Genomic DNA, 23,434 nt, shown 5'->3' with positions numbered 1-23,434 from the left:
GTGCACAGGTGGTAAGTTTATGAGCGAAAAACCGCAGTCCAACACGCTTTATATCGTCGGTAACGTCAATATCGACTTGATTATGGGGCCTTTAGACAGCTGGCCACAACGCGGCACCGAAGCGCTTTTAGCATCCAATACTTGGCGAGTTGGCGGCAGCGCTGGTAATAGCGCCTTAGCCGCGCATGCATTGGGCATTAACTATCGCCTCATTGCCAATAAAAGTGGCGATGTCTTTGGCAACTGGCTTGCAGGGCACTTTAGTAATACCCAGAACTGGACGACGACGGCGCAGCCGACCTCTGTCACGGTTGGGATCACCCACAGTGATAATGAACGAACCTTTTTCACCGGACCTGGTAACGTTGAGCAATTAAGTATCGATGATGTACTCAGCCAACTGCCAGAGCATAGTCAAAATCAGGAAATAGTGCTGCTCAGTGGCGCCTTTTTAACACTCGAACTATTGGGCCAATATCAACAACTGATTCAAACGCTGAAAAAACGTCAGTTTAAAGTCGCGCTGGATTGCGGTTGGCCGCCACAAGGATGGCAGAGCCTTCGCCCAGTGGTTCAAAAATGGCTCCCCTGGATTGATTTTCTGCTGCTCAACGAGCTGGAAGTTCTTGAACTAAGCGCACAAGAAAATCTCGAACACGCGACCCAGACGCTGAGCTCCTGGCTTGCCCAACACGCACATCTTGTTATCAAACAAGGTGCAAAAGGTGCCAGCTGTTATTGCGATGACACGCTTTATCAGTGCAAAGCATCAAAAGTAAAGGTTGCCGATACCGTGGGTGCCGGCGACATCTTTAACGCAGGTTACTTAGCCTCCATGAGTGAATCACATTCGATTGATAGAGCATTGCAATGGGCCATCACCTTGGCAAGCTCGGCTATTGCCACTCAACCTCGGCAAATTTTAAATCGCTCGCAATTAATTTCAGGCATTGAATCAGGAGATATGACATATGGCTAGCCTAGAACTTTGTCAGGTGAGCAAAAACTACGCAAGCGCACAGGTAATTAAGCCATTAGATTTAAAAATTGAAGATGGCCAATTTACAGTGTTAGTGGGGCCATCTGGTTGTGGTAAGTCAACACTATTACGACTGATTGCGGGCCTTGAAGCTATCAGCGACGGCGATATTTTAATTGGCTCGCAAATTGTCAATCACACTGAACCGGCCAAACGTGATGTGGCGATGGTCTTTCAAAGTTATGCGCTCTACCCACATTTAACGGTCAGTGAAAATATGGCTTTTCATATGAAAAGCAAAGGGGTGGATGCCGCCACGCGAGCGAAAAAAGTGGCCGAAGTAGCCCAAATTCTTGCTATCACACCACTACTTGAGCGCTTACCCAAAGATCTCTCTGGCGGGCAGCGCCAACGCGTTGCGATGGGCCGTGCGATGGTTCGCAATCCCAAAGTATTTTTGTTCGATGAACCACTTTCTAACCTCGATGCGCAGCTTAGAATGGAGCTTCGTGCGGAAATTAAATCGCTCCACCAGCAGCTAAAAACCACTATCGTTTATGTCACACATGATCAGGTCGAAGCGATGACGCTGGCTGATAAAATCGTCGTGATGAAAGATGGCTACATCATTCAGCAAGGCTCACCGCTTGAGATTTATGACAAGCCAAATTGCACCTTTGTCGCGCAGTTCATTGGTTCTCCACCAATGAATCTACTGGATGGGACATTAACCCATAAAAATGACAGATGGGTCGTAGATTGTCAGGGAATTACGCTTGAAGTAAATGCGGAACACTTTACCAGTGAGCTAAGTGAACAACCGGTCACATTAGGGATTCGCCCCAATCAGCTAAAAATTGTCAGCCACAGCGAGCATCCTCTGGCGAGCGTAAAAGTCGTTGAGATGATGGGTGATGTCACGCTCTTACATTTAACGTGGCAAGGCTATGCGATTTATCTGCAACATTATGGCCGGTTTGACGCAAAACCTGGCCAACAGTTGGCGATTGAATTAAACAGTGAAGCCATTCATTTATTTGCCAGTGATGGCATAAGGCTTTAAAACGAGCAGTAAAAAACATCAATACATCAAGATAAATCGATTTATGTAAAGAAAAGTAAGTATCCACTATCATTAAATACATTGATATATATGGTATTGACCTCTGCCTTTTTAGTTCGTTAGGATGATTAGGCTGACTTGTTCAGCCTAATTTTCAACCACAAGAGAGGTATTCATGAGATCTGTCCACAAGATAGCACTTAGCGCAGCTCTAGGGACGAGTTTATTCACCGCGGCGATAACCGCCCAAGCCCAACCTTCGACAACAACGACTCAAGCTCCTGCGAGCTCATCGCAATCAGTACATATCTCCGACAGTCAGCTGAAACACTTTGCTCACGCCTCAGAGAAAGTTAGCCAGATATCCCACGATGCCATTAAAAAATTGCGCGCGACCAAAGATGCGGCCAAACAAAAAGGGATCCGCCAAAAAGCCAATAGCGATATGATCCAAGCGGTTAAAAGCAACGGCCTAAGCGTGCATGACTACAATCTCATTAGCAAAACAGTTCGAACCAACCCTAACCTTCAGAAAAAACTGCAGAAAATGCTTAACTCCTAATAGCAAACGGGGGCTTTAAGCCCCCGTTAACAAGTCACTTCTTTTCTTATAATTAGTGGACAAAAATCGATAACACCATGGCAATAACTGCGCCAGAGGTGCCGATAATGGTTTCCATAACGGTCCATGTCTGTAGGGTTTGTTTCTCGCTCATCGAGAAGAAACGGTTGGCTAACCAAAAACCTGAGTCATTTACATGCGAAAAGACAATCGCGCCACCGCCGATAGCAATGGTAACTAACGAAAGCTGCGCACCACTTAATCCCAGAGGTTCAAGCATTGGTAAAATCAAACCACAAGTGGTTAACATCGCAACGGTTGCAGAGCCCTGAATTAAACGCACGGCTGCGGCCAAAATAAAGGCTAACAGAACCACTGGCAAGCCACTTGATGCCAGAATATGGCCCAATGCACCACCCACACCCGAGTCAATCAATACCTGTTTGAAAACCCCGCCAGCACCGGTCACTAGAATAATAACCCCAGCTGGCTGAATTGCTTCGTTACATAACTCCATAATCCGACTAGGAGCCATGTTACGGCGTACGCCAAGCAGATAAAATGCAGCTAAACAGGCAACAATAATTGCAGTAAATGGGTGACCAATAAATTGTAACCAGTCGTAAACGTTAGAATGAGGGTCAACAAAGCGCGAGGCGATTGTTTTAAGGCCAATCATCACCAGTGGCAGTACCACCAATCCTAACGCCAGTGTAAAGGTTGGTTTACCGTCCCCTTCACGACCAACTTCATCTGATTTAGCGTGATCAGGTAGCTCAAGATGAACTTTTTTAGCAATCAGTGAGCCCCAGATAGGTCCACCCAAAATCATCGCAGGGATCCCAGCAATCAGTCCAAATAAAATCATATACCCGAAGTTGGCATGCAATTGGGCTGCGACCAAAATAGGGCCTGGCGCAGGAATCAAAAATGCCTGACAAGAAGCAATCCCCGCCAATAGCGCAATCCCGATTTTCACCATTGAACCACCACCACGGCGAACAATCGCAAAAGCCAAACCAATCAGCAATACCACGGCGACATCAAAAAACAAAGGTAACGCACAGATAAAACCTGTAACAGCAATCGCCCAGTGCGCCCGTTTTTCACCGAACCGATTGAGTAAGGTATGAGCGATTTGGTCTAATGCACCCGTTGCTTCCATCACTTTACCGAACATTGCACCGAGCGCGACAACCACAGCCACAAAGCCAAGTGTCCCGCCCATCCCTTTTTCGATTGTTTTGGCAATTTGGCTTGGTTCCATTCCGGAACAAAGACCTGCCAACATCGCCACGATGATCAAAGAGACCACAGCGTGTAGGCGCACCTTCATCACTAAAAACAGCAGCAGGACAATCGAACCAACCGCCGTGAGGATCAATGAAATATCAGACATGACCAAAATCCTTATTTTTTGCTACAGACTTCACATTCTTAGAAGTTACCGGTAACATGATACGGGTAACATCAATAAGATTGAAAGCATAGATACTTATTAACTTTCAAAAATGCGAAAGATGTCAAAAAAATGGAAAAATTATTACGTCTCTGTTAATAACTTCCAACTCATTAGCTCGCTACGACGAAGCCCTTTTTTGACAAAAGCACCAGCACCCAAGCTTGGTTAGAAAGCAAAGTGTCAGAGATTTATAGTCGTATTTAAAACTTGTAAAGGGTAAAAAATGGAAAATTCAACACGCGGATTATGTGTCGTTCTGATGGGAGTCTCCAGCAGTGGTAAATCATCAGTTGGCAGTGCGCTAGCCAAGGCTATTCACGCAAAATTCATTGATGGTGATGACTTACACCCCAAAGCGAATATTCTGAAAATGTCAGAGGGAGAGCCACTTAATGATGACGACCGTGCGCCATGGTTAGAGCGGATCCGCGATGCTGCATTTAGTATCGGTCACAAAAGCGAACAAGGCGTCATTGTTTGCTCGGCGTTAAAACGTCGCTATCGCGAAACCATTCGTGACGGCAACCCGCATCTTATTTTTTTACATCTTTACGGTGATATTGAACTGGTTAGTAAACGTATGAGCCTGCGTAAAAATCACTTTATGCCGCAGAGTCTACTGCAAAGCCAATTCGATGCACTGGAAATGCCCGGTGATGATGAACCCGATGTGTTCACAATTAGTATCGATGGCGACTTTGACCAAGTTGTTGAGCGCTGTGTAGGTGCTGTTGCTAAACATCTCGAACAATAATCGGAGCCACATCATGAACCCAACCATTGAGGCGGTCACACAGAGGATCGCCAAACGGAGCTATAACTTGCGCCAAGCCTATCTTGACCGGCTTGACGCTGCGGCCAAAGAAGGCCCTAAACGCAGCCAAATCAGCTGCGGAAACCTTGCCCATACAGTTGCCGCCTGCTCCAGCGGTCAAAAAAGTAATATTCTTGATTTTACCCGACTAAACATGGCCATTGTCACCGCCTATAATGACATGCTCAGTGCTCATCAACCGTATCAGTATTACCCTGATGAGCTAAAAAAAACACTGCGCGATTTAGGCCATAGTGCGCAAGTCGCCGGCGGCGTTGCAGCGATGTGTGATGGGGTCACTCAAGGCCAAGATGGCATGGAATTGTCACTCTTTTCACGCGATAACATCGCCCAGAGCACCGCCATTGCATTAAGTCATCAAACCTTTGATGGCACGCTACTGTTAGGGATTTGCGATAAAATTGCGCCAGGACAGCTCATGGGCGCGCTGAGTTTTTCTCATCTTCCCACTATGTTCGTCCCAGCAGGCCCCATGACCACTGGCATTAGCAACGAAGAAAAAGTCGCCGTACGCCAACGTTATGCCGCCGGTCAAACTGATAAGAGCGCGCTGCAAGAGATGGAATGCCAAGCTTATCACTCCCCGGGGACTTGTACGTTTTACGGCACGGCCAATACCAACCAGCTAGTTTTTGAAGCGATGGGACTGATGCTTCCCGGCAGTGCATTTGTCTATCCTGACAGTCAATTACGCCATGAACTGACCGCATTTAGCGCTCGGCAAATGGCCAAAATCAGTCGCAATGGCGACTATCGCCCAATTGGCCGTGTGGTCGATGAAAAATCACTCGTCAACGGGTTGGTCGCGCTATTGGCTTCTGGCGGCTCAACCAACCACACCATCCATATGGTGGCCTTAGCTCGCGCTGCTGGACTTATTTTAACTTGGGACGACATTGCCGAACTATCGGAAACTGTGCCGCTAGTTGCCCGCATCTATCCAAATGGCCCGGCCGATATTAATCAGTTCCACGCCGCCGGCGGTGTGCCACTGCTGTTAAAAACCCTCAATGAGCTCGAAATGCTGCACACCGATGTGCTGACCTGCTATGGCACTTTAGCCGATTACTTTAAAGTGCCCGCAATTGTGAATGAACAATTGGTTTGGCAAGACGTAGCTGAGAGTAAAAATCTAGAGATTATCGCGCGCGCCCAAGAACCATTTTCAAAACATGGTGGATTAGCACTTTTAGCCGGAAATTTAGGCCGAGGTGTGATGAAGATCAGTGCAGTAGACCCAATTCATCGTAAGATATGTGCGCCAGCTCGTGTTTTTGACTCGCAAAATGATGTTGAAGCAGCCTACAAACGGGATGAATTTCAACAAGATTGTGTGATTGTGGTACGTTATAATGGTCCTTCAGCCAACGGAATGCCTGAGTTACATAAGTTAATGCCTATTTTAGGTAACTTAATGAAACAAGGGTTGCAGGTCGCCCTGGTAACTGATGGGCGTCTGTCTGGTGCCTCGGGTAAAGTGCCTTCAGTGTTGCACGTCACCCCCGAAGCCCAACGCGGCGGCCCGCTAAGCCAGCTAAAAGATGGTGATATAATCGATATCGATGCTGAAACAGGTTCGATGATTTGTCATAGTGAATTGGCTGACAGACCGCTACCCGGACCGCAGCAATGGCAACAACAGGGATGTGGTCGAGAGCTTTTTGCCGCATTTCGCCATTGCGTAACGAGTGCTGAGCAAGGCGCAACAATTTTGTTTAACCCAGAGTTTTGATTGGTGCCTGAGCGACGATGTCGCCCCAAAGAAGAATATTCCGACACCGATTGAGCTCTGGTAAAAGCCAACTCAACAATTTAAGGAATCATTATGTCAAAAGTGACTGCCGCTCAAGTTTTTGCGGCTTCTCCAATCGTCCCTGTGATGGTTATTGACGATGTTAAAGATGCACTTCCACTAGCTAAAGCTTTGGCTGACGGCGGTATTAGTGTCTTTGAAATCACTCTGCGTACAGACGCAGCCATTGCTTCAATTGAAGCAATTAGTAAAGAAATGCCTGAAGCTATTGTCGGTGCAGGAACCGTGATCAACCCTGAGCAGTATCAAGCAGCATTAGATGCAGGCGCTCAGTTTGTTATCTCTCCAGGATTTAGCCCTGAACTTCTTGAATACAGCAAAACTAAAGAAGTTCCTTATATCCCTGGCGTTGCAACTGCATCAGAAATGATCACTGCATTGAGCTATGATCTGGATCACCTGAAATTCTTCCCAGCAGAAGCAAATGGCGGTGCGCCAGTGCTTAAAGCAGTGAGTGCAGCTCTGCCTCAGATTAAATTCTGCCCAACTGGCGGCGTTAAAGAAGCGAATCTGGCAAACTACTTAGCTTTAGATTGTGTTGGCACAGTTGGTGGCACTTGGATGATTCCACAATCAGCAATCCAAAATAAAGACTGGGCACAAATCACTGAACTCAGTAAAAAAGCATGTGCACTGGTCGCATCGTTACGCGGCTAATTAAATGCTTGCGCCTCGCGCAATTTGAAAGCCTAAGTCGGTCATCGGCTTAGGCTTTATATCCTGCTCAAGATTTGCCAACAATTGCTCTGCCGCATTTTGTCCAATCGCTTCACGCGGCGTGATAACTGATGCGAGCTTCGGCGTTAAAGTCTGGCCGATATCCAACCCATGAAATCCCGCAATAGCCAACTGCTCAGGAATAGCAATATTCTGGCGCTGACACTCAAAAACGGCCCCAACGGCTAAATCATCATTGGTGCAAAAAATACCATCACAATTTGGATATTGCGCTAAAACCTCAAGGAGTAATTCAGAGCCAAGCGAAAACGATGAGTGTTGCTCGGTCAACACCGAATGAGCTTCTAAGCCCGCCTCTTGCATCGCTTGCTGATAGCCCTGCTGTTTGAGTTTAGTTCGGGTATCAAGCCGTGCGCCCAAATAGACTATCTGTTTATAACCATTAGCAAGCATCGCCTCAACCATCTGCTTGGCGGCTTCGCGGTTATTAAAACCTACCACCGGATAAAGCATTGGATCATCGGTATCGACCATTTCGATAACCGGGATCCCAGCACTGGCGATAATGCGCTGCGTACGCGGGGTATGGATGCGATCGCTTAAAAGTAAGCCATCGATGTTATACGATAGAAGTGATTCGATGCGCCGCTCTTCGATTTGCGGGTCATAGCCGTAGTGCGCGAGCATGGTTTGATAACCACTTGCCTCGGTAACCGCTTCTAAACCACGCAGCAGTTCAGCAAACACTTGGTTCGTTAACGAAGGAAGCAACACGCCAATCGCATGGCTTTTGGCATTGGATAAAATATCTGGAGCGCGACTGGGAACATAGCCCAGTTCATCGATAACATTTTGAATACGCTCAGCGGTTTTAGCCGCTACTTGCCCAGGGTTACGAAGATAACGACTGACCGTCATCTTAGTTACACCAACCAATTGGGCAACATCGGTTAGTGTCGGGCGTCTGTGCACTCCACTCATAAGCTTCAATGTTACAGTAACATACCCGTATACTAACGAATTAAAGCGCGAATGCTAGTTTTTTGTGTAATGCTCGCTGGCACTGGCGTTACTTTGCGCAATAACGTTGATAACGTCTTGTTCGATAATGCTTTTAATGTCAGCAATAAAATCTTGGATAAGGCGATTTTTGACACTATTTAAACGCGTCACAATACATACCGAGATGTTAATTGGCTGCTCAAATGGAATGATTTTCACATCTTTCCAGTCATTGAGATAAGCGGTAATTGCATCGACAAAAGCCAGAGCGGTTCCAGCTTCAGCTAAAATAGCTGCGCTTGAGGTATAACGGACTTCAATGTCCGGCTGATATGGCAACTTGCTATCTTGAAAAGCATGCGCAAGCGACAAGCCAAGCGGCGACTCAATAGTTTGGGCGATATAGTTATGGTTACGCAGTTGTTTGGCGTTAATGGTCGACTCGCGATACAAAGGATGATCGCACGGCACCATACAAACCATCTGTACCGTAGCAATTTTATCAACCTTCACGGCCGGATGCTCATCAAGACCAAGCACTAAACCAATATCGGCAACTCCCAACTCGACCGCTTGCACGACCTGATTAAGCCCCACCACATCAAAGTTAATCTTCACATTGGAGCGATCTTGCATGAAGCGTTTTAACGCTTTAGGCACGGCATGAGTGCCTAGTGGCGGCGTTGATAAAATTCGCAGCACCCCAGCATTGCCCTGGCGCAATGAACGGACACGGTTCTCTGTTGCCCGAATCATCATAAAGATAGGTTCGACTTCATCAAACAACAAACGGGCATCTTCGGTGGGTAATAAACGCCGATTAATTCGCTCAAACAGCGGGAAACCCAGCTGACCTTCAAGCTGTTTAATCCCGGTTGAAACAGCGGGCTGCGAAATACCAAGCTCATAGGCTGCATCCACTGTCGTCTGACAGCGCATGACCGAGCCAAAAATCTCTAATAGACGTAAATTAATGTCGTTTTTGCGTTCAACTTTCAAAAAACTCTCCTGATAATTGCGCCTGTCCCATTGCTAATATAACGCTGGCTTGAGTTGGGTCGATCACCTCAATGTTAAGCTGCGCGCTTAGCTCACGTCGATAAGCCGATAAACCAGCACAGCCCAAAATTAAGCAACTTGCGCCATCGCTAATCAATTGCTTGCCAACTTCGACTAAACGGTCTTTCACTCGCTCTGGCGACTGGGTATCGTCAACCGATAGATTAAGTGAGCGCTCGCCGATGCACTGATTGAGCAGTCCAAGCTTCTCAAGATAAGCCTGATGACGAGCAATGGAGACATCCGATAGCGCCAATACGCCATAGTATCCGCCCATTGCTAAGGCCGTTAGCACCGCACTTGACTGAATGCCAAAAACTGGCACGTTGGCAATCGCTCGGCATTGTTCAATCAAAGGATCAGAATAGCATGCAACAACTACGGCACGGGCATCTTCACGCGAGTGAATATACGCAGGCAATAGTGGCTCTAACGCCTCAATATCCGCGCGACTTTCAATCGCCAGTGGCGCACCTTGTAAAGTAACACACTCAACTGGCACACTGCAGTCCAGCTCAGAGATTGCATCACGCAATCCCTGAGTGACCCGCTCATCCGAATTTGGATTAATAACAATAACGGGTTGATGGCTCATGCTTACTCACCAAACGCTTTGGGTGCGATATCAGCATTAAAGTTACGAGCCGGATCCAACTCTAATGGTAATCCGCCAGGTTTACCTGTTGTATCTAAACGGCGCCGAGCAACAAATTGGCCACGACCGATTGGCGCTTTGAGCTCGCCATCTGCCACAATCACTTCACCGCGGCTTAGCACTGTGGTTGGCCAACCGGTAAGTTCCCAGCCTTCAAATGGTGTATAATCCATATTATCATGCTGATTTTCAACAGAAACTGTCTGTTTCTTAGCAGGTTCCCAAATGGCGATATCAGCATCTGAACCAACGGCAATCGTCCCTTTTTGTGGGAACATACCAAATGTTTTGGCCGCATTGGTCGACGTTAAGGAAACAAACTGATGGATGCTCATCCGACCTTTGTTAACGCCTTCACTAAACAATAGCGGCAAACGCAGTTCAATACCTGGCATACCGTTGGCAATCTGTTTAAATGTCACATCCGTGCCATGATAAAGTTTACCGGTTTCATCAAAGCGATATGGCGCATGGTCAGATGAACAAAAATCAAAGGTTCCAGCGATTAAGTGCTGCCACAGGCGATCTTGCGTCTGTTTATCACGAACTGGTGGGCTACACATATATTTCGCCCCTTCCAGATTTTCTCTATCCAAATCATCACGGGTTAAGAATAGATACTGAGGACAAGTTTCAGTATAAATTTTAGCGCCTTCTAAGCGAGCTTTCGCTAAAATATCAGCCCCTTCAGGTGTAGAAACATGCACTGTCATCAATGGCGCATCCACGTAGCGAGCAAGAGCCACAACACGGTGAATTGCTTCAGCTTCAGCTTCAACAGGATGGCTAATTGCATGATAACGAGGCTGGGTATGACCATTTTTCAACAGCTGATCGCTGGTCCACTGGATCAAGTCGTTATTTTCCGCGTGAACCATAGTCAGTGCGCCATTTTCTTTAGCAGCACTCATTAAGTCGAGCAAGGTTGCATCGCCGACTTTAATGGCATAAGTCATAAAGACTTTAAAAGAGGTAACGCCACGTTTGACAACATCAGGCAGTTGCTCTGCAACCCCGACACTTGGGTCGGTAATAATCAGATGATAACTGTAATCAAGCACTGAGGTTTTAGCACGATCATCGTACACATCAACCACATCAGTTAATGATTGCCCTCGCAGCTGCGCAGCAAATGGGACAATCATCGTGTTCCCGCCGAACGCAGCTGAAATACTGCCGCTTTGGTAATCATCGGCGGTCATTAACCCTGAAGATGATTCCTGAGCAATATGGCAGTGCCCTTCGATACCGCCGGGTAATAATAACTTATCAGTTGCATCAATGATGCTCTGTGCAGAGCCTTCAAGTTCACTGGCAATCGCAGCAACTTTCCCATCTTTGATACCGACATCCGCACGATAATAATCGGTTGCGGTGACAACGGTGCCATTTTTTATGATGACATCAAACATCTGGCCTCCTTATATTCCACTGATTATTCCACCATCGCAGCGCACTTTAGATCCTGTGACATAACTTGCTTGTTCACTTAATAAAAAGGCGGCGACAGCAGCAAATTCTTCGACTTTGCCATAACGCCCAACCGGAATTTGGGCACTGGCTTGTTCACGTATTTTTTCAATTGGTAATCCCTGACGTTCAGCTGCTGCGGCATCGAGCGAATCAACTCGCTGGGTGTGAATTCGTCCGGGAATTAAAATATTGCTGGTGATCCCAAATGGCGCGAGCTCGTTAGAGAGGCTTTTTGACCAGCCCACTAAGGCACTACGCAATGTGTTTGAGATCCCAAGGTTCGAGATAGGTTGTTCTATACCGCTTGAGGTAACGGTGAGAATTCGACCCCATTTTTGCGCTTTCATGGGTTCAATAAATTGCCGAGTCATCTCCATTAGTGAAGCGATCATCGTTTGAAAATAGCTGAGCCATTCATCTCGTTCGACTTCACTGGCAATGCCCGGACGTGGGCCACCGCTGTTATTAACGAGGATATCCAGCCCTTGCCAAGAGGATTTGACTTGATCGATAGTCGCTTGAACACTATCCCAGTTGTTTAAATCAACACACGAGGTTAAAACTTCGCTGTTAGTGGCTGCGCGTAATTTTGCAGCCTGAGCTTCGAGCTTTTCACTGGAGCGACCACACAATATGACATTAGCGCCCTCTTTGGCTAACTCACTGGCAATGCCTAGCCCTAAGCCTTGTGATGAAGCCATAACTAATGCTCGTTTACCTTGTAAATGCAAGTCCATAAAAACTCCTTCAATCATTTAGGTTCATGTCATTGGATGATGAACTGGGCAACCATCGATTGCCCCAGTTTTCACGCTTTAAGTCTTACGCTTAAAGCGGCCAATTATTTTTATGGTAACAGGTAACGAGCTTGGCCCATATGTACTTGAAATAAACAGAAACTATCAAGCTTAGAAAGAAAAGCAGGCGAACCTGCTACTTTTACACAAGCCAGGCCATGCGGCCTGGATCATAGGGATTTACTCTTGCTCGAGCTGTTTTTTCACTTCTTCTGGCACTTCAACGCCAGTTTGCGATGAGATTAAACCGTAATGTTCAACTCGGCGATGAGCGGCAAAGTTAAAGACAGTTTCTTTACCAAAACGGCTTTCGTCTAAATCAACATCCGCAGTAATCAGTTCATCTTCTTGAGTTTTAGCCTGAGCCACAACAAAACCGTTTGGATCAACAATCAAACTACCGCCAATCAGTTCGTGGCCATCTTCGTTACCCGCTTTGGCAACCGCAACAACCCAAGTACTGTTTTGGTACGCACCAGCCTGAATCGATAATTGTGAATGGAATAGACGTTTGCCATCAGCTTCATCACGACGTTCTGCGTTATATGCTGGAGTGTTATAACCGATAGTTACCAGCTCTACGCCCTGCAGGCCCATCATGCGGTATGTTTCAGGCCAACGGCGGTCATTACAAATCGCCATCCCCATAACACCACCTAAGTTCGCGCAAACGTTAAAACCTAAGTTACCTGGTTCGAAATAGTATTTTTCCAAATGCTGGAACGCTCGTTTAGGCGCATATTCACCGTGACCAGGCAGGTGAATTTTGCGATATTTCAGAACAATCTCACCATCTTTATTGGTCATGATTGAGGTGTTAAAGTGATGACCATCTGGTGTTTTTTCGGCATAACCGAACGTAATTGCCATCTGGTATTCTTTAGCTTTTTCAAAAAGAGGCAGCGTTGCAGCACTTGGCATTTCTGATTCGTACCATTGATCGATCTCTTTAGGATCAGTCAAATACCAACGTGGGAAGAAAGTGGTTAAAGCCAACTCTGGGAACACAATCAACTCACAGCCTTTCTCATGAGCCTGGTCCATCAGAGCTACCATGCGAGCAACAACTGCCTCGCGAGAGTCACTTTTCTGAATGGCACCGAGCTGTGCACCGGCAACTTTAAATTTACGCATAAAAACCTCTTAAGATTGAACTGTTCGTTTATCAAAGCGGCGCACTAGGCGAACCAGCGGTAAGATAAACACTAAATAAACCAATGCTGCTAACACTAACGGAGAAGCGTTATACGTCACAGAACGTGCCATGTTGGCGGCATAAAGGATTTCAGCCAGAGAAACGACACTAGCCAAAGATGTTAATTTGATGACTTCAATGGTATTTGAGAGCAAATCAGGCAAAACATTGCGGATTGCTTGGGGCAAAATAATATAAATCAGCGCATGACGTTTACGCAGTCCAGTTGCTAAAGCTGCTTCCATCTGCCCTTTATGCACAGAGCAAATTCCAGCGCGATGCACTTCGCCATAATAAGCTGCATTATTCAAAAAGAATGCAATAATCACGGCGACCATTGGGTTTAAACGCAAGCCCAAAAACGGTAAACCTGAGTAAACAAAAATCAGCAAAACTAATGGCGGAATGGCGCGAAAAAAATCCGTAAAAACAACGCTACTCCAGCGCAGTGAACGATGCTTGGATAAACTGCCCAAGGCGACAAATAAGCCCCCGATGAACCCTGCGGGGATCACAACTAAACACAATAAGAAAGCGACCCATAATCCGTGCAGAATCATTGGTAGAGTCTGTCTCATCACGTCGAGATTAAAGAACTGGTCAATAAACTGATCCATCAGGCATTTCTCCAAGTAAAGCGACGTTCAATCCAGCGAGTTAAAATGACAAACGGAATAAAAATCATCATGTAAGCTACAGCGCCCATCATGAGCGGCGTTGCATTACCACTAAATGACAAGGCAGTACTGGCCTGATTTAAGATCTCTGGCACACTGATAACTGTCCCTAGCGCAGTACTTTTGGTAATACCTATCGCCCGGTTAGTTAAAGGTGGAATAGCCAGTGAAAAAGCTTGCGGAAGAACGATGACGATAAGCGTCCATAAAAAGCCGATCCCGGTCGCACGAGCGGCTTCCCACTGACCTTTTGGCACCGAGAGTAAACCTGCCCAAAAAATTTCTTCGGCAAATGCGGCCAACGCTAGCGATAAAATCAGCCAGACCACCGTAAATCCGCTTAATGTAATACCTAGATTGGGCAAGCCGAAATAAACAATCAGTATTAAAACAAGCGGTGGCAGAGCCCGCATTAGGTCGGCAAAGGTGACAATAAGGGCATTCACAATGCGAATGTTATATAAACGTACGCATGCTAAAACGAGCCCGAGCAAAACTCCGCTAATCACCACCAGCACAGCCAACTCAAGAGTGACACCAATACCTTGGGCAATCATCGGCCAATACTTATGCATCACATCAACATTGAGAAATGCATCCTGAAAGCGGGCAAAGTTTGAAACATGATCCATCGTTAATCTCCCAAGCGTGAGACAAACGAGCGGGTACGTTCATGCTGCGGATGATGAAAAATTTGTGAAGGAGCGCCTTGCTCTAAAATCTTACCGCCATCCATAAAGACCACTCTATCGGCGGCTTCTTCGGCAAAACGCATCTCATGGCTGACGACCATCATCGTCATCCCATCTTGCTTCATATCACGCATGACATTCAGCACATCCATGACAAGCTCTGGGTCAAGCGCTGAGGTAGGCTCGTCAAACAGCATAACTTCAGGTTTAAGCGCAAGAGCGCGGGCAATCGCAACGCGTTGCTGCTGCCCACCAGAAAGAGACGTCGCACGGCTATCCGCTTTATGCTTTAAACCAACTTTGTCCAAATGCTCGAGCGCAATTTCATTGGCCTGCTCTTTGGTTTTTTTCTGAACCAAACGCAGCGCGATGGTAATGTTCGCCTGTACCGAAAGATGTGGATACAGATTGAACGATTGAAAGACCATTCCAATGCGCTGACGAGTCTGGTTAAGCTGAGAAGGTCGCGCTTCAATGTTTTTGCCGCGCAACATAATCGCCCCAGACTGAGGTGTCTCAAGCAAATTACAACAGCGCAACAAAGTGCTTTTCCCCGAGCCGGATGGTCCGATGAGAAAGACCAGCTCTTCTTCAAAAACTTTAAGGTCAATCCCCTCTAATACAGGTGTTTCATCATAGGATTTATATAATCCAGCTATTTCTAAAATGGGGCGAACAGCCATAACTTCTCCTTAAGCTCGCTTATTTTTTACAACTAAACTGATGGCTGTCTTTTACATAACCTTCAAAACCAGGCTGTCCATAACCAGGAAGAGGCGTTATCGCAGCGCTGCCCTTAGCCGGTGTGGTGCCAAACCATTTTTGCGAAAGTTTCACTAAAGTACCGTTTATTTTTAAGCACTCAACCGCTCGCTCAACACGGTTACGCAATTTAACTTCGTCTTTACGAAATGGCATTGACCAAACAGCCCCGGTATCGTAGCGATAAGAAAGAGCTAACATTGGCGATTTTTTAACGGCCCAAGCAGCTGTTGTATTACCAGTCAGTGCTGCATCAGCGCGGCCAGAAACTAACGCCTGCATGGAGTCTGAAGTAGTTCCATAACTGGCGACTTTCCAATGATATTTAGCAGCATTTTCACGAGCCCATTGGTCGTAGTTCGAACCTTTATTCACCGCCACTACTTTACCGGCAAAGTCTTTGAGAGATTTCGCCGCCGGAGCCCCTTTTTTGGTAACAAACTGATAATCTGTATTTAAATAACCTTCAGCAAACAGCATGTGTTTGGCGCGTTCTTTATTGATAGTTACAGGAGCGACCAAGAAATCATATGTGCCAGCTTGCATCGCTGGAATCAGACCAGAAAACTGTGAAGATGTGATCTCGATTTTAACGCCCATCTGTTTGGCAATTGCGTGCGTTAAATCGACATTAAAACCTTGCAGACCGCCACCTAATTTAGGCATAGCCATTGGGGCATAAGTACCATCTAATGCCACATGGAAAGTTTCTTGTTGAGCGGCCGCTGCACTACAACTGAGACATGCTAACGACAGTGCGATAATCCATTTACTTTTAGCCATTGCAATTGCTTCCTTTTTTGAAGTTGACGCTGGTTAACTCTTGTTCTGGTTATTACATTAATATAAAAAAATGCACTAAAACAATATAATTTATAATTAATATTTATCTTTTTGTATATGTTTTAGTTATACATTAACTCAAATCAAGCACTAATTAGACGCAATTACGCACTAAAGTAAGGCAAAGGCGGGATAAACTAAGAGATTCCGCGGACATCGAATTTCTTAAACATTGAACCAAAATAAAGCAATAAAGAAAGGCAGCGGATTTAGCAAATTTTAATTTGGATTGGGTAACAAATTACGGTTATTTCCAACCACTTCATTAATCACTTCAACCAATGAATAGGCCGCTTTTGATAGTGGCCGTTTCTTAGAAAAGATAAAACCGATATCTCGATACAATCGCTCTTTAATTGGAATAAGTTGCACATCGTTACGCTCAAACATCAACTTCAGTGATGAAGGTAAAACACTAATACCTAAATCACACGAAACCATTCCCAAAATCGTAGATTGATAAATAGCGGTTTGAACAGGAAGGAGCGGTTCATTGGTCATCGAAAAGCCTTTTTCCATCAACTGGCGCATACTAGTTCCTGGCTTCATTGCGATGAATGGGTATTGAACTATTTCATGCCAACTCACTTCACTGCGATTTGCCAAGCAATGGCGAGGGGAACAGACAAAGTGCAAGTAATCTTGGTAAATCGGCGTAAATTCAACTTCGTCGATATGCAAAGGCCGCGCGCCAATCCCAAAATCAATATCACCATTTAACACCTGCAGATAGATGGGCTCATCACTCTCTTCAACATATTCCATCGCTATTTGCGGGTAACGCTTGGCAAAAACGGCCATCGCTTCAGGCACCAAGGAAGCGCCAACCGTTAATAGAGCAGCGAAGATAACTCGCCCAACCCGCCCGTCAGCCATGGCCTGCATATCGCTCACACCACTGAGCAGACGAGATATGACCCTTTCAGCAACGGGCAGAAATGTTTTACCTGCTTGGCTTAAGTGAACCTGTCGGGTCGTTCGTTCAAATAATTTCACCCGCAAAATATCTTCGAGTTGGCGGATCTGGTGGCTAAGGGCTGGCTGAGTCATATGTAACTGCTCAGAAGCTAAGGTAAAGCTTTGCAATTGCGCAACCGCTAAAAAGGCCTGAAGTTGTTTAGAGCTGATATTCATAAATTTTTTTTATAAATGAATAATAAATCAAAATTTATCTTATCAATAAACATGGCTAATATCGAATAACATTTGCACAACATCGGATTTACCATGCTCAAACAAGTCATCGACCTGCATGAACTTTTAGATTCACTGTACATTTCAGGGGAAAAGGTCAAAGACCATCTGTGCCAGCTCGGCGCTAAAGCAGACCAGATCACGGTCAAAACACTGCACAGTGAAAAAGGCTCGGCTGATTTTATTAAAATTCATATTCCTGGCAGCGATGGCAAAGCCGTGGGTGGCTCACGTCCAACACTTGGCATTATCGGCCGTTTAGGTGGTATTGGAGCTCGTCCTGAAATCACCGGATTTGTCTCTGATGGTGATGGGGCACTAGCAGCTCTCGCGGCGGCGGCTAAGTTAATTGGGATGGCGCAACAAGGCGATCAACTAAAAGGGGACGTTATCATCACGACCTTTATTTGCCCTAATGCACCAACGAGAGAACATAAGCCAGTGCCGTTTATGGACTCGCCCATCACCATGGAAGATACTTGGGCACACGAGGTGGATAAGCAGATGGATGCCATCGTCTCTATCGATACCACCAAAGGCAACCGCATTATGAACTATCGCGGCATTGCTATCTCTCCAACAGTTTGCCAAGGCTACATTCTACGCGTCAGTGAAAGTGTCTTAGATGTAGTTGAGCGGGTCACGGGGCAAAGCGCCAATGTATTTGCTTTAAGCCAACAAGACATTACCCCTTATGGAAACTCTCTTTATCACCTAAACAGTATCTTACAGCCATCAGTTGCAAGCTCAGCACCGGTTATTGGAATTGCATTATCAACAGCGGTTGCAGTTGCCGGCTGTGCCACGGGTGCAAGCCATGAAGTGGATGTAGAACAAGCTTCTCGCTTGGCCATTGAACTAGCCAAAGATCTTAGCCAAGGCATCGCACAATTTGTCGATGAGCAAGAATTTGCAACCATCAAAAAACTCTACGGCAACATGACTCATTTTCAGCACGCAGGAGATCAATAATGAGCGCCAAACGGATTGGAATCGTCACCATTGGTCAATCGCCACGCCGCGATCTACACGATGATTTCAAAACGCTTGTAGGCCCAGATGTTGAATTATTAGAGATTGGTGCATTGGATCATTTAGACCGCTCAGAAATTGAGCGGCTTTACCCGATTGCAGATAAATCAGACATTTTGGTCTCGCGTATGACCGATGGTTCGCAAATCACCATCAGCGAAAAAGATCTTGAGCCACTTTTACAAAATGCCATTAAAACCATGCTTAGCCGCCAACCTGATGTGTTGGTTGTGTTATGTACTGGCGATCTTCCTGACGTTGAAAGTTCAACCATTCCAGTAATTCTTCCCAAACATGTTATTCAGCATTTTTTCCTAGGACTTGGCACTAAGAAATTAGCAGTGATGAGTCCCGAACCGAGCCAAATTGAAAATGCCAAACGTCGCTGGAACCAAGCTGGAATTGATTGCGATAACGCCAGTGGTTCGCCTTATCTTGAGCAACAACCACGCTACCAAGGTGCGCTAAAACTCGCCAACAGCGATGCATCAATCATCTATCTTGATTGCATGGGCTATACCCTAGAACAAGCAGGGCAAATCGCGAAATGGTCCCAGAAAATAACACTTAGCGCTCGGCAAATTATCTTTAAAGCAGCCAGTTCGCTGATTTTAAATCAGCCAGAGCAAAGCACACAGAGTCAACACAACCAATAATAAAAACACAATCAGGCAAGGAACCCACATGCAAACACACACAAAACAAGATAGTCCACCCAAAAAGCACCCTAAATTTTTTATGCCTGCGCAGCTGATTTTTAACGCAGCTATGGCGGTGCTGGGGGCAATTATCGGAATGGAGCTGATCACTCGCGTGGGGATCACCCCCAATACATCCATTATTGGTGCGCTGATCGCCATTTTGCTCTCATATATTCCACTGAAACTATTTCGTCGTTTTAAAGGCTTGGAAAGCCAAACTCTCATCCAAACCTCTATCTCAGGAGCCACCTTTTCTGCGGCCAACGGCTTATTATTGCCATTAGCCATTGCCTATCTGATGGGGGAAACCGACATGATGGTGCCTATGCTCATCGGCGCCGCGTTGGCGGTTGTGACGGATGCATCCATTTTATACTTTTCATTTGATACCAAGCTCTTTAGCGCAAAAGGTGCTTGGCCACCAGGTTTTGCCACAGCTGAAGCGCTCAAAGCGGCAGCCCAAAAAGGCAAAAGTGCCGTTTTATTGGGTATTGGGATTGTCGGCGGAATTATCGGTAAAGCGTTTGGTTTACCGATGGATATGCTCGGCATCACTTGGGTATCAAATGCCTTTGCCTTGGCGGCGTTAGGTGTTGGCTTATTGCTCCGTGGTTATTCTAAACAACTCTTTGGCTTTGATATTGCTGATGATTACATTCCGCATGGCATGATGATTGGAGCAGGTTTAATCGCGCTTATTCAAATTGTACTACTGATGCGCAAAGACAAAAAAACGCACGCGCAAGAAGCGCCAGAAAAAGGTCATCGCCCTACTCGCTCAGCCATGCAGATGAAAATCACCATGCTCAGTGGTTTTTCAACTTATATCATCATTAGCTTAATTTTGGCTTTCAGCACTGGGATTTATACGGGGATGAGTGTCCCAATGCTAATTGGTTGGTTAGTTTTTGCCGCCGTTGCAGCAATGGCCTCAGAACTTATTGTTGGGATTGCCGCCATGCATTCAGGTTGGTTTCCTTCTTTTGCTACCGCGCTGATTTTCCTCGTTATTGGCATGCTAATTGGTTTTCCAAAAGATGCCTTGGGAATTTTGGTTGCATTCACTGTTGCCACCGGACCTGCTTTTGCTGATATGGCGTATGACTTAAAAACCGGTTGGATCATTCGTGATGAAGGCAAAGATCAAGCCTATGAACTTGATGGCCGGCGCCAGCAGTTCTTTGCCGAACTATTTAGTTTCGCCATTGCGATTATCGTCGTTGCCTGTGCTTATAAATACTATTTCAGTGAAAACCTCGTGCCACCTGTTGCCCGCGTTTACGTTGCGACAATTTCAGCTGGCGCAAACCATGAAATTGCGATGCATTTGGCGATGTGGGCAGTCGCTGGCGCCATTATTCAACTGCTTGGCGGTATTTCTCGCCAGATTGGCGTACTTTTAGCAACTGGCCTATTGATCGTATCGCCGACAGCCGGGATCATGATCTTTGTCGGGTTAGTCATCCGCGCCGTAATCATCAAACGCTACGGCGATGAAGGTTTGAATAAATTGTACGTTTTAGGAGCTGGCGCTATTTCAGGTTCTGCTCTTTATAGCTTCTTCTCTTCAACTCTGAAGCTTGGCTCCAAACGCTAATGAATGAGGTTTACTATGCAATTATTGCTCTGTAGTAGTTCCGGATATCAAGACAGCGAGTATTTAAGCCACACTCGCAGTTACCTGGAACCATTTCTGGCTCACCAAAGCGCGCCCATCAGTCGGGCGCTATTTATCCCCTATGCAGGCGTGACGAAAACATTTAGTCAGTATTTGGCCCAGGTGAAGCCATTTTTTGCCTCATTCGGCATTGAGCTCAGCTCAATTGACCAATATGACGATGCCAAAGCAGCGGTTAAAGACGCGCCAATGATTATCGTTGGTGGCGGGAACACATTTGCGCTACTCAAACGACTGCAGGATGCTGAGCTAATTGAATTAATTCAGCAAAAAGTGCAAGCAGGTACGCCTTATATGGGCTGGAGTGCAGGCTCAAACTTATCGGGTTTGTCTATTTCAACCACCAATGACATGCCGATTGTTGAGCCACAAAGTTTTAATGCCCTATCGCTGGTGCCATTTCTAATCAACCCTCATTTCATTAGTGGCCAGATCCCCGGACATAATGGGGAAAGCCGCGAACAGCGTTTGGCTGAATACATGGTGATGAATCCAGAACAGACGGTAGTAGCCCTGCCCGAAGGCTGTGCGCTTTATCAAAACGGGACCAATTTAACGTTATTAGGGCCTGTAGATGCTCTGCAGTTTCGAGCAGGAAAACAGAGCACAATCACCCTTGGTGATTGTTCTTCTCTGCTCAAGGAGCCTCAATGAGCGCACCTCGAATCGGAATTATGCGAGTTGTGAGCGGGTTAGATGAGCCACTGGAGTTGGCTCATCAGCAACTGTTAACCCCACTTCTAAAAGGGGCTAAACTTGCCACTCGAGCCCTGCCCAATCAACCCGAAGGCATTCATGACGCGCGCACGCTTGCGTTGGCTTTACCCAAAATCGCCGAACTTGGTGAAAAATGGCAAGCGCAACTGGATTTTCTACTCGTTAGCTGCGCGGCCGATCCAGGCATTAAAGCGCTGCGTCAATCGCTTAAAATACCAGTATTAGGTGCCGGTGAAAGTTGCTGTAAAATTGCCCGTCAATATGGACAGGTCATTGGGGTGCTAGGCATTGAAGCACAGCTTCCAGAGGTGTTTAACGAACAATTATCTGATTGTACCCTGATTTATCGCCAACCCGATGGCGTAAATTGCACCCATGACATTCGCACGCAAAAAGGCCAAAACGCCATTATCGAAGCTGCGTTGGCCTGTGAACAAGCTGGAGCTAAAGTAATTGCGCTAGCCTGCACCGGGATGGCAACCACTGATGTAGCTAGTTTATTGGCGCCATACACTTCTTTGCCAGTGATTAATCCTGTTTTAGCAGCAGGAGAGTTGATTAGCCAACATTTTGATTTGTAGTTATTAATCTGCTCTGTCGGGGACTATCAACTATGCTATAGTCCCTTTTTTGTTGTTTAATTATTCCCCATGCGTAAATCACAATCTCAGGCCTACGTTTACGGCATCACAGCTGTTTTGCTTTGGTCGACCGTCGCAACCGCCTTTAAATTGGCTTTAGGTTATTTAACGCCACTGCAATTGATGGCAATTGCTTCATTAAGCTCAACCATTGTGCTTGGCGTCATTATTGCCATTCAAGGCAAACTGAGACTTTGTCTTAGCTATTTAAAACACCACTTTGGATATTATTTGCTGCTTGGGCTGATTAACCCTTTCGGTTATTACTTTATTTTGTTTCAAGCCTACGATCGCCTGCCAGCCCAACAAGCTCAGCCTCTTAATTACACTTGGGCGATTACGCTAAGTTTGATGGCCGTACCACTGCTTGGGCACAAGCTAACCCGCGGCGATATCAGCGCCATGTTGCTGGGATATTTTGGTGTGGTCGTTATTGCCACAGAAGGTAACTTCTTAGCGTTGCACTTTACCAGTCTCAGTGGTGTCGCTCTGGCACTATTGAGCACTTTGTTCTGGGCACTGTATTGGATCTTAAATCAGCGCCGTGAGGATGACCCGGTTGCGGGACTATTCACCGGATTTTTACTTAGCCTGCCAATTACCTGGGGAATGTGTCTGGCCACTGAAAAACTGACTGACCTGCATTGGCAAGCACTGGCAGGAGGCGTGTATGTCGGATTATTCGAGATGGGGATTACCTTTGTCTGTTGGGTCATGGCATTGAAAAAAACTGAGAAAACGGCTCGTATCTCCAACCTCATTTTTATATCGCCCTTTTTATCTCTATTCTTCATTGCCAAGCTGCTCCATGAAAACATCCACCACGCCACTTACATTGGTTTGGTGCTGATTATTGCCGGGTTAATTATTCAACAATATGCCAACCATCGCAGCGCAAAACCGGCGCCTGAGCATTGACATCTC

Annotated in this window: 24 protein-coding genes; 12 read left to right on the top strand and 12 right to left on the bottom strand. The window is 46.2% G+C overall.

The window, feature by feature from the left end; genetic code table 11:
* Positions 1 to 19: 19 nt before the first annotated feature.
* From ABTQ23_RS16745 to ABTQ23_RS16735, 3 genes are all read left to right on the top strand, one after another.
* Positions 20 to 979, top strand: coding sequence for a carbohydrate kinase family protein (locus ABTQ23_RS16745; RefSeq protein ID WP_408616897.1), 960 nt, complete (start codon positions 20 to 22; stop codon positions 977 to 979).
* Positions 972 to 2,042 (top strand): ABC transporter ATP-binding protein, encoded by a 1,071-nt coding sequence (locus ABTQ23_RS16740; protein ID WP_408616896.1) that lies wholly within the window; start codon positions 972 to 974, stop codon positions 2,040 to 2,042. Before ABTQ23_RS16745 ends, ABTQ23_RS16740 begins: the two co-directional genes overlap by 8 nt.
* 175 nt (positions 2,043 to 2,217) lie before the next feature.
* Positions 2,218 to 2,604, top strand: coding sequence for a DUF4168 domain-containing protein (locus ABTQ23_RS16735; RefSeq protein ID WP_408616895.1), 387 nt, complete (start codon positions 2,218 to 2,220; stop codon positions 2,602 to 2,604).
* 52 nt (positions 2,605 to 2,656) lie between these two features.
* Here ABTQ23_RS16735 and gntU read toward each other — a convergent pair whose 3' ends face one another.
* Positions 2,657 to 4,003: a gluconate transporter gene (gene gntU / locus ABTQ23_RS16730; protein ID WP_408616894.1), complete on the bottom strand. Its 1,347-nt coding sequence runs from the start codon at positions 4,001 to 4,003 to the stop codon at positions 2,657 to 2,659.
* Between the two features lie 286 nt (positions 4,004 to 4,289).
* On the opposite strand from gntU, the gene ABTQ23_RS16725 reads away from it, so the two are divergent.
* The 3 genes from ABTQ23_RS16725 (at position 4,290) to ABTQ23_RS16715 (ending at position 7,371) form a co-directional block, all read left to right on the top strand.
* A complete protein-coding gene (locus ABTQ23_RS16725) occupies positions 4,290 to 4,820 on the top strand; it encodes a gluconokinase (protein WP_408616893.1) in 531 nt (176 codons plus the stop codon).
* Between the two features lie 10 nt (positions 4,821 to 4,830).
* Positions 4,831 to 6,633 carry a phosphogluconate dehydratase gene (edd, locus tag ABTQ23_RS16720; protein ID WP_408616954.1) on the top strand — a complete coding sequence of 601 codons (1,803 nt, stop codon included), beginning with the start codon at positions 4,831 to 4,833 and terminating at the stop codon, positions 6,631 to 6,633.
* Positions 6,634 to 6,726: 93 nt separating this feature from the next.
* Entirely contained in the window at positions 6,727 to 7,371 is a 645-nt protein-coding gene (locus ABTQ23_RS16715; RefSeq protein WP_408616892.1) for a bifunctional 4-hydroxy-2-oxoglutarate aldolase/2-dehydro-3-deoxy-phosphogluconate aldolase, read from the top strand.
* Here the strand turns inward: ABTQ23_RS16715 and gntR are convergent, their stop codons facing one another.
* The 11 genes from gntR to ABTQ23_RS16660 all read right to left on the bottom strand — a co-directional run bounded on the left by gntR (position 7,372) and on the right by ABTQ23_RS16660 (position 17,681).
* Positions 7,372 to 8,373, bottom strand: coding sequence for a gluconate operon transcriptional repressor GntR (gene gntR, locus ABTQ23_RS16710; RefSeq protein WP_408616891.1), 1,002 nt, complete (start codon positions 8,371 to 8,373; stop codon positions 7,372 to 7,374). It abuts the gene before it with no gap.
* Between the two features lie 54 nt (positions 8,374 to 8,427).
* Positions 8,428 to 9,393, bottom strand: a complete 966-nt coding sequence (locus ABTQ23_RS16705; protein ID WP_408616890.1) for a LysR family transcriptional regulator — start codon at positions 9,391 to 9,393, stop codon at positions 8,428 to 8,430.
* Positions 9,383 to 10,048 carry an aspartate/glutamate racemase family protein gene (locus tag ABTQ23_RS16700; RefSeq protein ID WP_408616889.1) on the bottom strand — a complete coding sequence of 222 codons (666 nt, stop codon included), beginning with the start codon at positions 10,046 to 10,048 and terminating at the stop codon, positions 9,383 to 9,385. The genes ABTQ23_RS16705 and ABTQ23_RS16700 overlap by 11 nt, the downstream gene beginning before the upstream one ends.
* A gap of 2 nt (positions 10,049 to 10,050) precedes the next feature.
* Positions 10,051 to 11,520, bottom strand: a complete 1,470-nt coding sequence (gene hydA / locus ABTQ23_RS16695; RefSeq protein ID WP_408616888.1) for a dihydropyrimidinase — start codon at positions 11,518 to 11,520, stop codon at positions 10,051 to 10,053.
* Between the two features lie 9 nt (positions 11,521 to 11,529).
* A complete protein-coding gene (locus ABTQ23_RS16690) occupies positions 11,530 to 12,318 on the bottom strand; it encodes an SDR family oxidoreductase (RefSeq protein WP_408616887.1) in 789 nt (262 codons plus the stop codon).
* Between the two features lie 240 nt (positions 12,319 to 12,558).
* Positions 12,559 to 13,512 carry an N-carbamoyl-D-amino-acid hydrolase gene (locus ABTQ23_RS16685; RefSeq protein ID WP_408616886.1) on the bottom strand — a complete coding sequence of 318 codons (954 nt, stop codon included), beginning with the start codon at positions 13,510 to 13,512 and terminating at the stop codon, positions 12,559 to 12,561.
* A 9-nt stretch (positions 13,513 to 13,521) separates the two neighbouring features.
* Positions 13,522 to 14,190, bottom strand: coding sequence for an amino acid ABC transporter permease (locus tag ABTQ23_RS16680; RefSeq protein WP_408616885.1), 669 nt, complete (start codon positions 14,188 to 14,190; stop codon positions 13,522 to 13,524).
* Positions 14,190 to 14,882: an amino acid ABC transporter permease gene (locus ABTQ23_RS16675; RefSeq protein ID WP_408616884.1), complete on the bottom strand. Its 693-nt coding sequence runs from the start codon at positions 14,880 to 14,882 to the stop codon at positions 14,190 to 14,192. The genes ABTQ23_RS16680 and ABTQ23_RS16675 overlap by 1 nt, the downstream gene beginning before the upstream one ends.
* A gap of 2 nt (positions 14,883 to 14,884) precedes the next feature.
* Positions 14,885 to 15,625: an amino acid ABC transporter ATP-binding protein gene (locus tag ABTQ23_RS16670; protein ID WP_408616883.1), complete on the bottom strand. Its 741-nt coding sequence runs from the start codon at positions 15,623 to 15,625 to the stop codon at positions 14,885 to 14,887.
* Positions 15,626 to 15,644: 19 nt separating this feature from the next.
* Positions 15,645 to 16,487, bottom strand: a complete 843-nt coding sequence (locus ABTQ23_RS16665) for a transporter substrate-binding domain-containing protein (protein ID WP_408616882.1) — start codon at positions 16,485 to 16,487, stop codon at positions 15,645 to 15,647.
* 279 nt (positions 16,488 to 16,766) lie between these two features.
* Entirely contained in the window at positions 16,767 to 17,681 is a 915-nt protein-coding gene (locus tag ABTQ23_RS16660) for a LysR family transcriptional regulator (protein ID WP_408616881.1), read from the bottom strand.
* A gap of 93 nt (positions 17,682 to 17,774) precedes the next feature.
* On the opposite strand from ABTQ23_RS16660, the gene ABTQ23_RS16655 reads away from it, so the two are divergent.
* The 6 genes from ABTQ23_RS16655 (at position 17,775) to ABTQ23_RS16630 (ending at position 23,428) form a co-directional block, all read left to right on the top strand.
* A complete protein-coding gene (locus ABTQ23_RS16655; protein WP_408616880.1) occupies positions 17,775 to 18,713 on the top strand; it encodes a DUF1177 domain-containing protein in 939 nt (312 codons plus the stop codon).
* A complete protein-coding gene (locus ABTQ23_RS16650; RefSeq protein ID WP_408616879.1) occupies positions 18,713 to 19,429 on the top strand; it encodes an AroM family protein in 717 nt (238 codons plus the stop codon). Before ABTQ23_RS16655 ends, ABTQ23_RS16650 begins: the two co-directional genes overlap by 1 nt.
* 28 nt (positions 19,430 to 19,457) lie before the next feature.
* A complete protein-coding gene (locus tag ABTQ23_RS16645) occupies positions 19,458 to 21,071 on the top strand; it encodes an OPT/YSL family transporter (RefSeq protein WP_408616878.1) in 1,614 nt (537 codons plus the stop codon).
* A gap of 15 nt (positions 21,072 to 21,086) precedes the next feature.
* Positions 21,087 to 21,806, top strand: a complete 720-nt coding sequence (gene pepE, locus ABTQ23_RS16640; protein ID WP_408616877.1) for a dipeptidase PepE — start codon at positions 21,087 to 21,089, stop codon at positions 21,804 to 21,806.
* Positions 21,803 to 22,450 (top strand): aspartate/glutamate racemase family protein, encoded by a 648-nt coding sequence (locus ABTQ23_RS16635; protein WP_408616876.1) that lies wholly within the window; start codon positions 21,803 to 21,805, stop codon positions 22,448 to 22,450. Before pepE ends, ABTQ23_RS16635 begins: the two co-directional genes overlap by 4 nt.
* Before the next feature lie 69 nt (positions 22,451 to 22,519).
* Positions 22,520 to 23,428: a DMT family transporter gene (locus ABTQ23_RS16630; protein WP_408616875.1), complete on the top strand. Its 909-nt coding sequence runs from the start codon at positions 22,520 to 22,522 to the stop codon at positions 23,426 to 23,428.
* Positions 23,429 to 23,434: the final 6 nt, after the last annotated feature.

The sequence above is a fragment of the Celerinatantimonas sediminis genome (assembly GCF_046054195.1).
Lineage (GTDB): Bacteria > Pseudomonadota > Gammaproteobacteria > Enterobacterales > Celerinatantimonadaceae > Celerinatantimonas.
Note: the sequence above shows the minus strand (reverse complement) of the source record. Positions and strands in the feature narration are given on the sequence as shown.

What these genes read in the sequence shown, in the direction of transcription:
- ABTQ23_RS16715 (WP_408616892.1), top strand. Translation starts at nt 6,727, where the DNA reads ATGTCAAAAGTGACTGCCGCTCAAGTTTTTGCGGCTTCTCCAATCGTC.
- ABTQ23_RS16735 (WP_408616895.1), top strand. Translation starts at nt 2,218, where the DNA reads ATGAGATCTGTCCACAAGATAGCACTTAGCGCAGCTCTAGGGACGAGT.
- gntU (WP_408616894.1), bottom strand. Translation starts at nt 4,003, where the DNA reads ATGTCTGATATTTCATTGATCCTCACGGCGGTTGGTTCGATTGTCCTG.
- hydA (WP_408616888.1), bottom strand. Translation starts at nt 11,520, where the DNA reads ATGTTTGATGTCATCATAAAAAATGGCACCGTTGTCACCGCAACCGAT.
- ABTQ23_RS16675 (WP_408616884.1), bottom strand. Translation starts at nt 14,882, where the DNA reads ATGGATCATGTTTCAAACTTTGCCCGCTTTCAGGATGCATTTCTCAAT.
- ABTQ23_RS16645 (WP_408616878.1), top strand. Translation starts at nt 19,458, where the DNA reads ATGCAAACACACACAAAACAAGATAGTCCACCCAAAAAGCACCCTAAA.
- ABTQ23_RS16655 (WP_408616880.1), top strand. Translation starts at nt 17,775, where the DNA reads ATGCTCAAACAAGTCATCGACCTGCATGAACTTTTAGATTCACTGTAC.
- ABTQ23_RS16665 (WP_408616882.1), bottom strand. Translation starts at nt 16,487, where the DNA reads ATGGCTAAAAGTAAATGGATTATCGCACTGTCGTTAGCATGTCTCAGT.
- pepE (WP_408616877.1), top strand. Translation starts at nt 21,087, where the DNA reads ATGCAATTATTGCTCTGTAGTAGTTCCGGATATCAAGACAGCGAGTAT.
- ABTQ23_RS16745 (WP_408616897.1), top strand. Translation starts at nt 20, where the DNA reads ATGAGCGAAAAACCGCAGTCCAACACGCTTTATATCGTCGGTAACGTC.
- ABTQ23_RS16635 (WP_408616876.1), top strand. Translation starts at nt 21,803, where the DNA reads ATGAGCGCACCTCGAATCGGAATTATGCGAGTTGTGAGCGGGTTAGAT.
- ABTQ23_RS16725 (WP_408616893.1), top strand. Translation starts at nt 4,290, where the DNA reads ATGGAAAATTCAACACGCGGATTATGTGTCGTTCTGATGGGAGTCTCC.
- ABTQ23_RS16670 (WP_408616883.1), bottom strand. Translation starts at nt 15,625, where the DNA reads ATGGCTGTTCGCCCCATTTTAGAAATAGCTGGATTATATAAATCCTAT.
- gntR (WP_408616891.1), bottom strand. Translation starts at nt 8,373, where the DNA reads ATGAGTGGAGTGCACAGACGCCCGACACTAACCGATGTTGCCCAATTG.
- ABTQ23_RS16650 (WP_408616879.1), top strand. Translation starts at nt 18,713, where the DNA reads ATGAGCGCCAAACGGATTGGAATCGTCACCATTGGTCAATCGCCACGC.
- ABTQ23_RS16660 (WP_408616881.1), bottom strand. Translation starts at nt 17,681, where the DNA reads ATGAATATCAGCTCTAAACAACTTCAGGCCTTTTTAGCGGTTGCGCAA.
- ABTQ23_RS16740 (WP_408616896.1), top strand. Translation starts at nt 972, where the DNA reads ATGGCTAGCCTAGAACTTTGTCAGGTGAGCAAAAACTACGCAAGCGCA.
- ABTQ23_RS16630 (WP_408616875.1), top strand. Translation starts at nt 22,520, where the DNA reads ATGCGTAAATCACAATCTCAGGCCTACGTTTACGGCATCACAGCTGTT.
- ABTQ23_RS16700 (WP_408616889.1), bottom strand. Translation starts at nt 10,048, where the DNA reads ATGAGCCATCAACCCGTTATTGTTATTAATCCAAATTCGGATGAGCGG.
- ABTQ23_RS16680 (WP_408616885.1), bottom strand. Translation starts at nt 14,190, where the DNA reads ATGGATCAGTTTATTGACCAGTTCTTTAATCTCGACGTGATGAGACAG.
- ABTQ23_RS16685 (WP_408616886.1), bottom strand. Translation starts at nt 13,512, where the DNA reads ATGCGTAAATTTAAAGTTGCCGGTGCACAGCTCGGTGCCATTCAGAAA.
- ABTQ23_RS16690 (WP_408616887.1), bottom strand. Translation starts at nt 12,318, where the DNA reads ATGGACTTGCATTTACAAGGTAAACGAGCATTAGTTATGGCTTCATCA.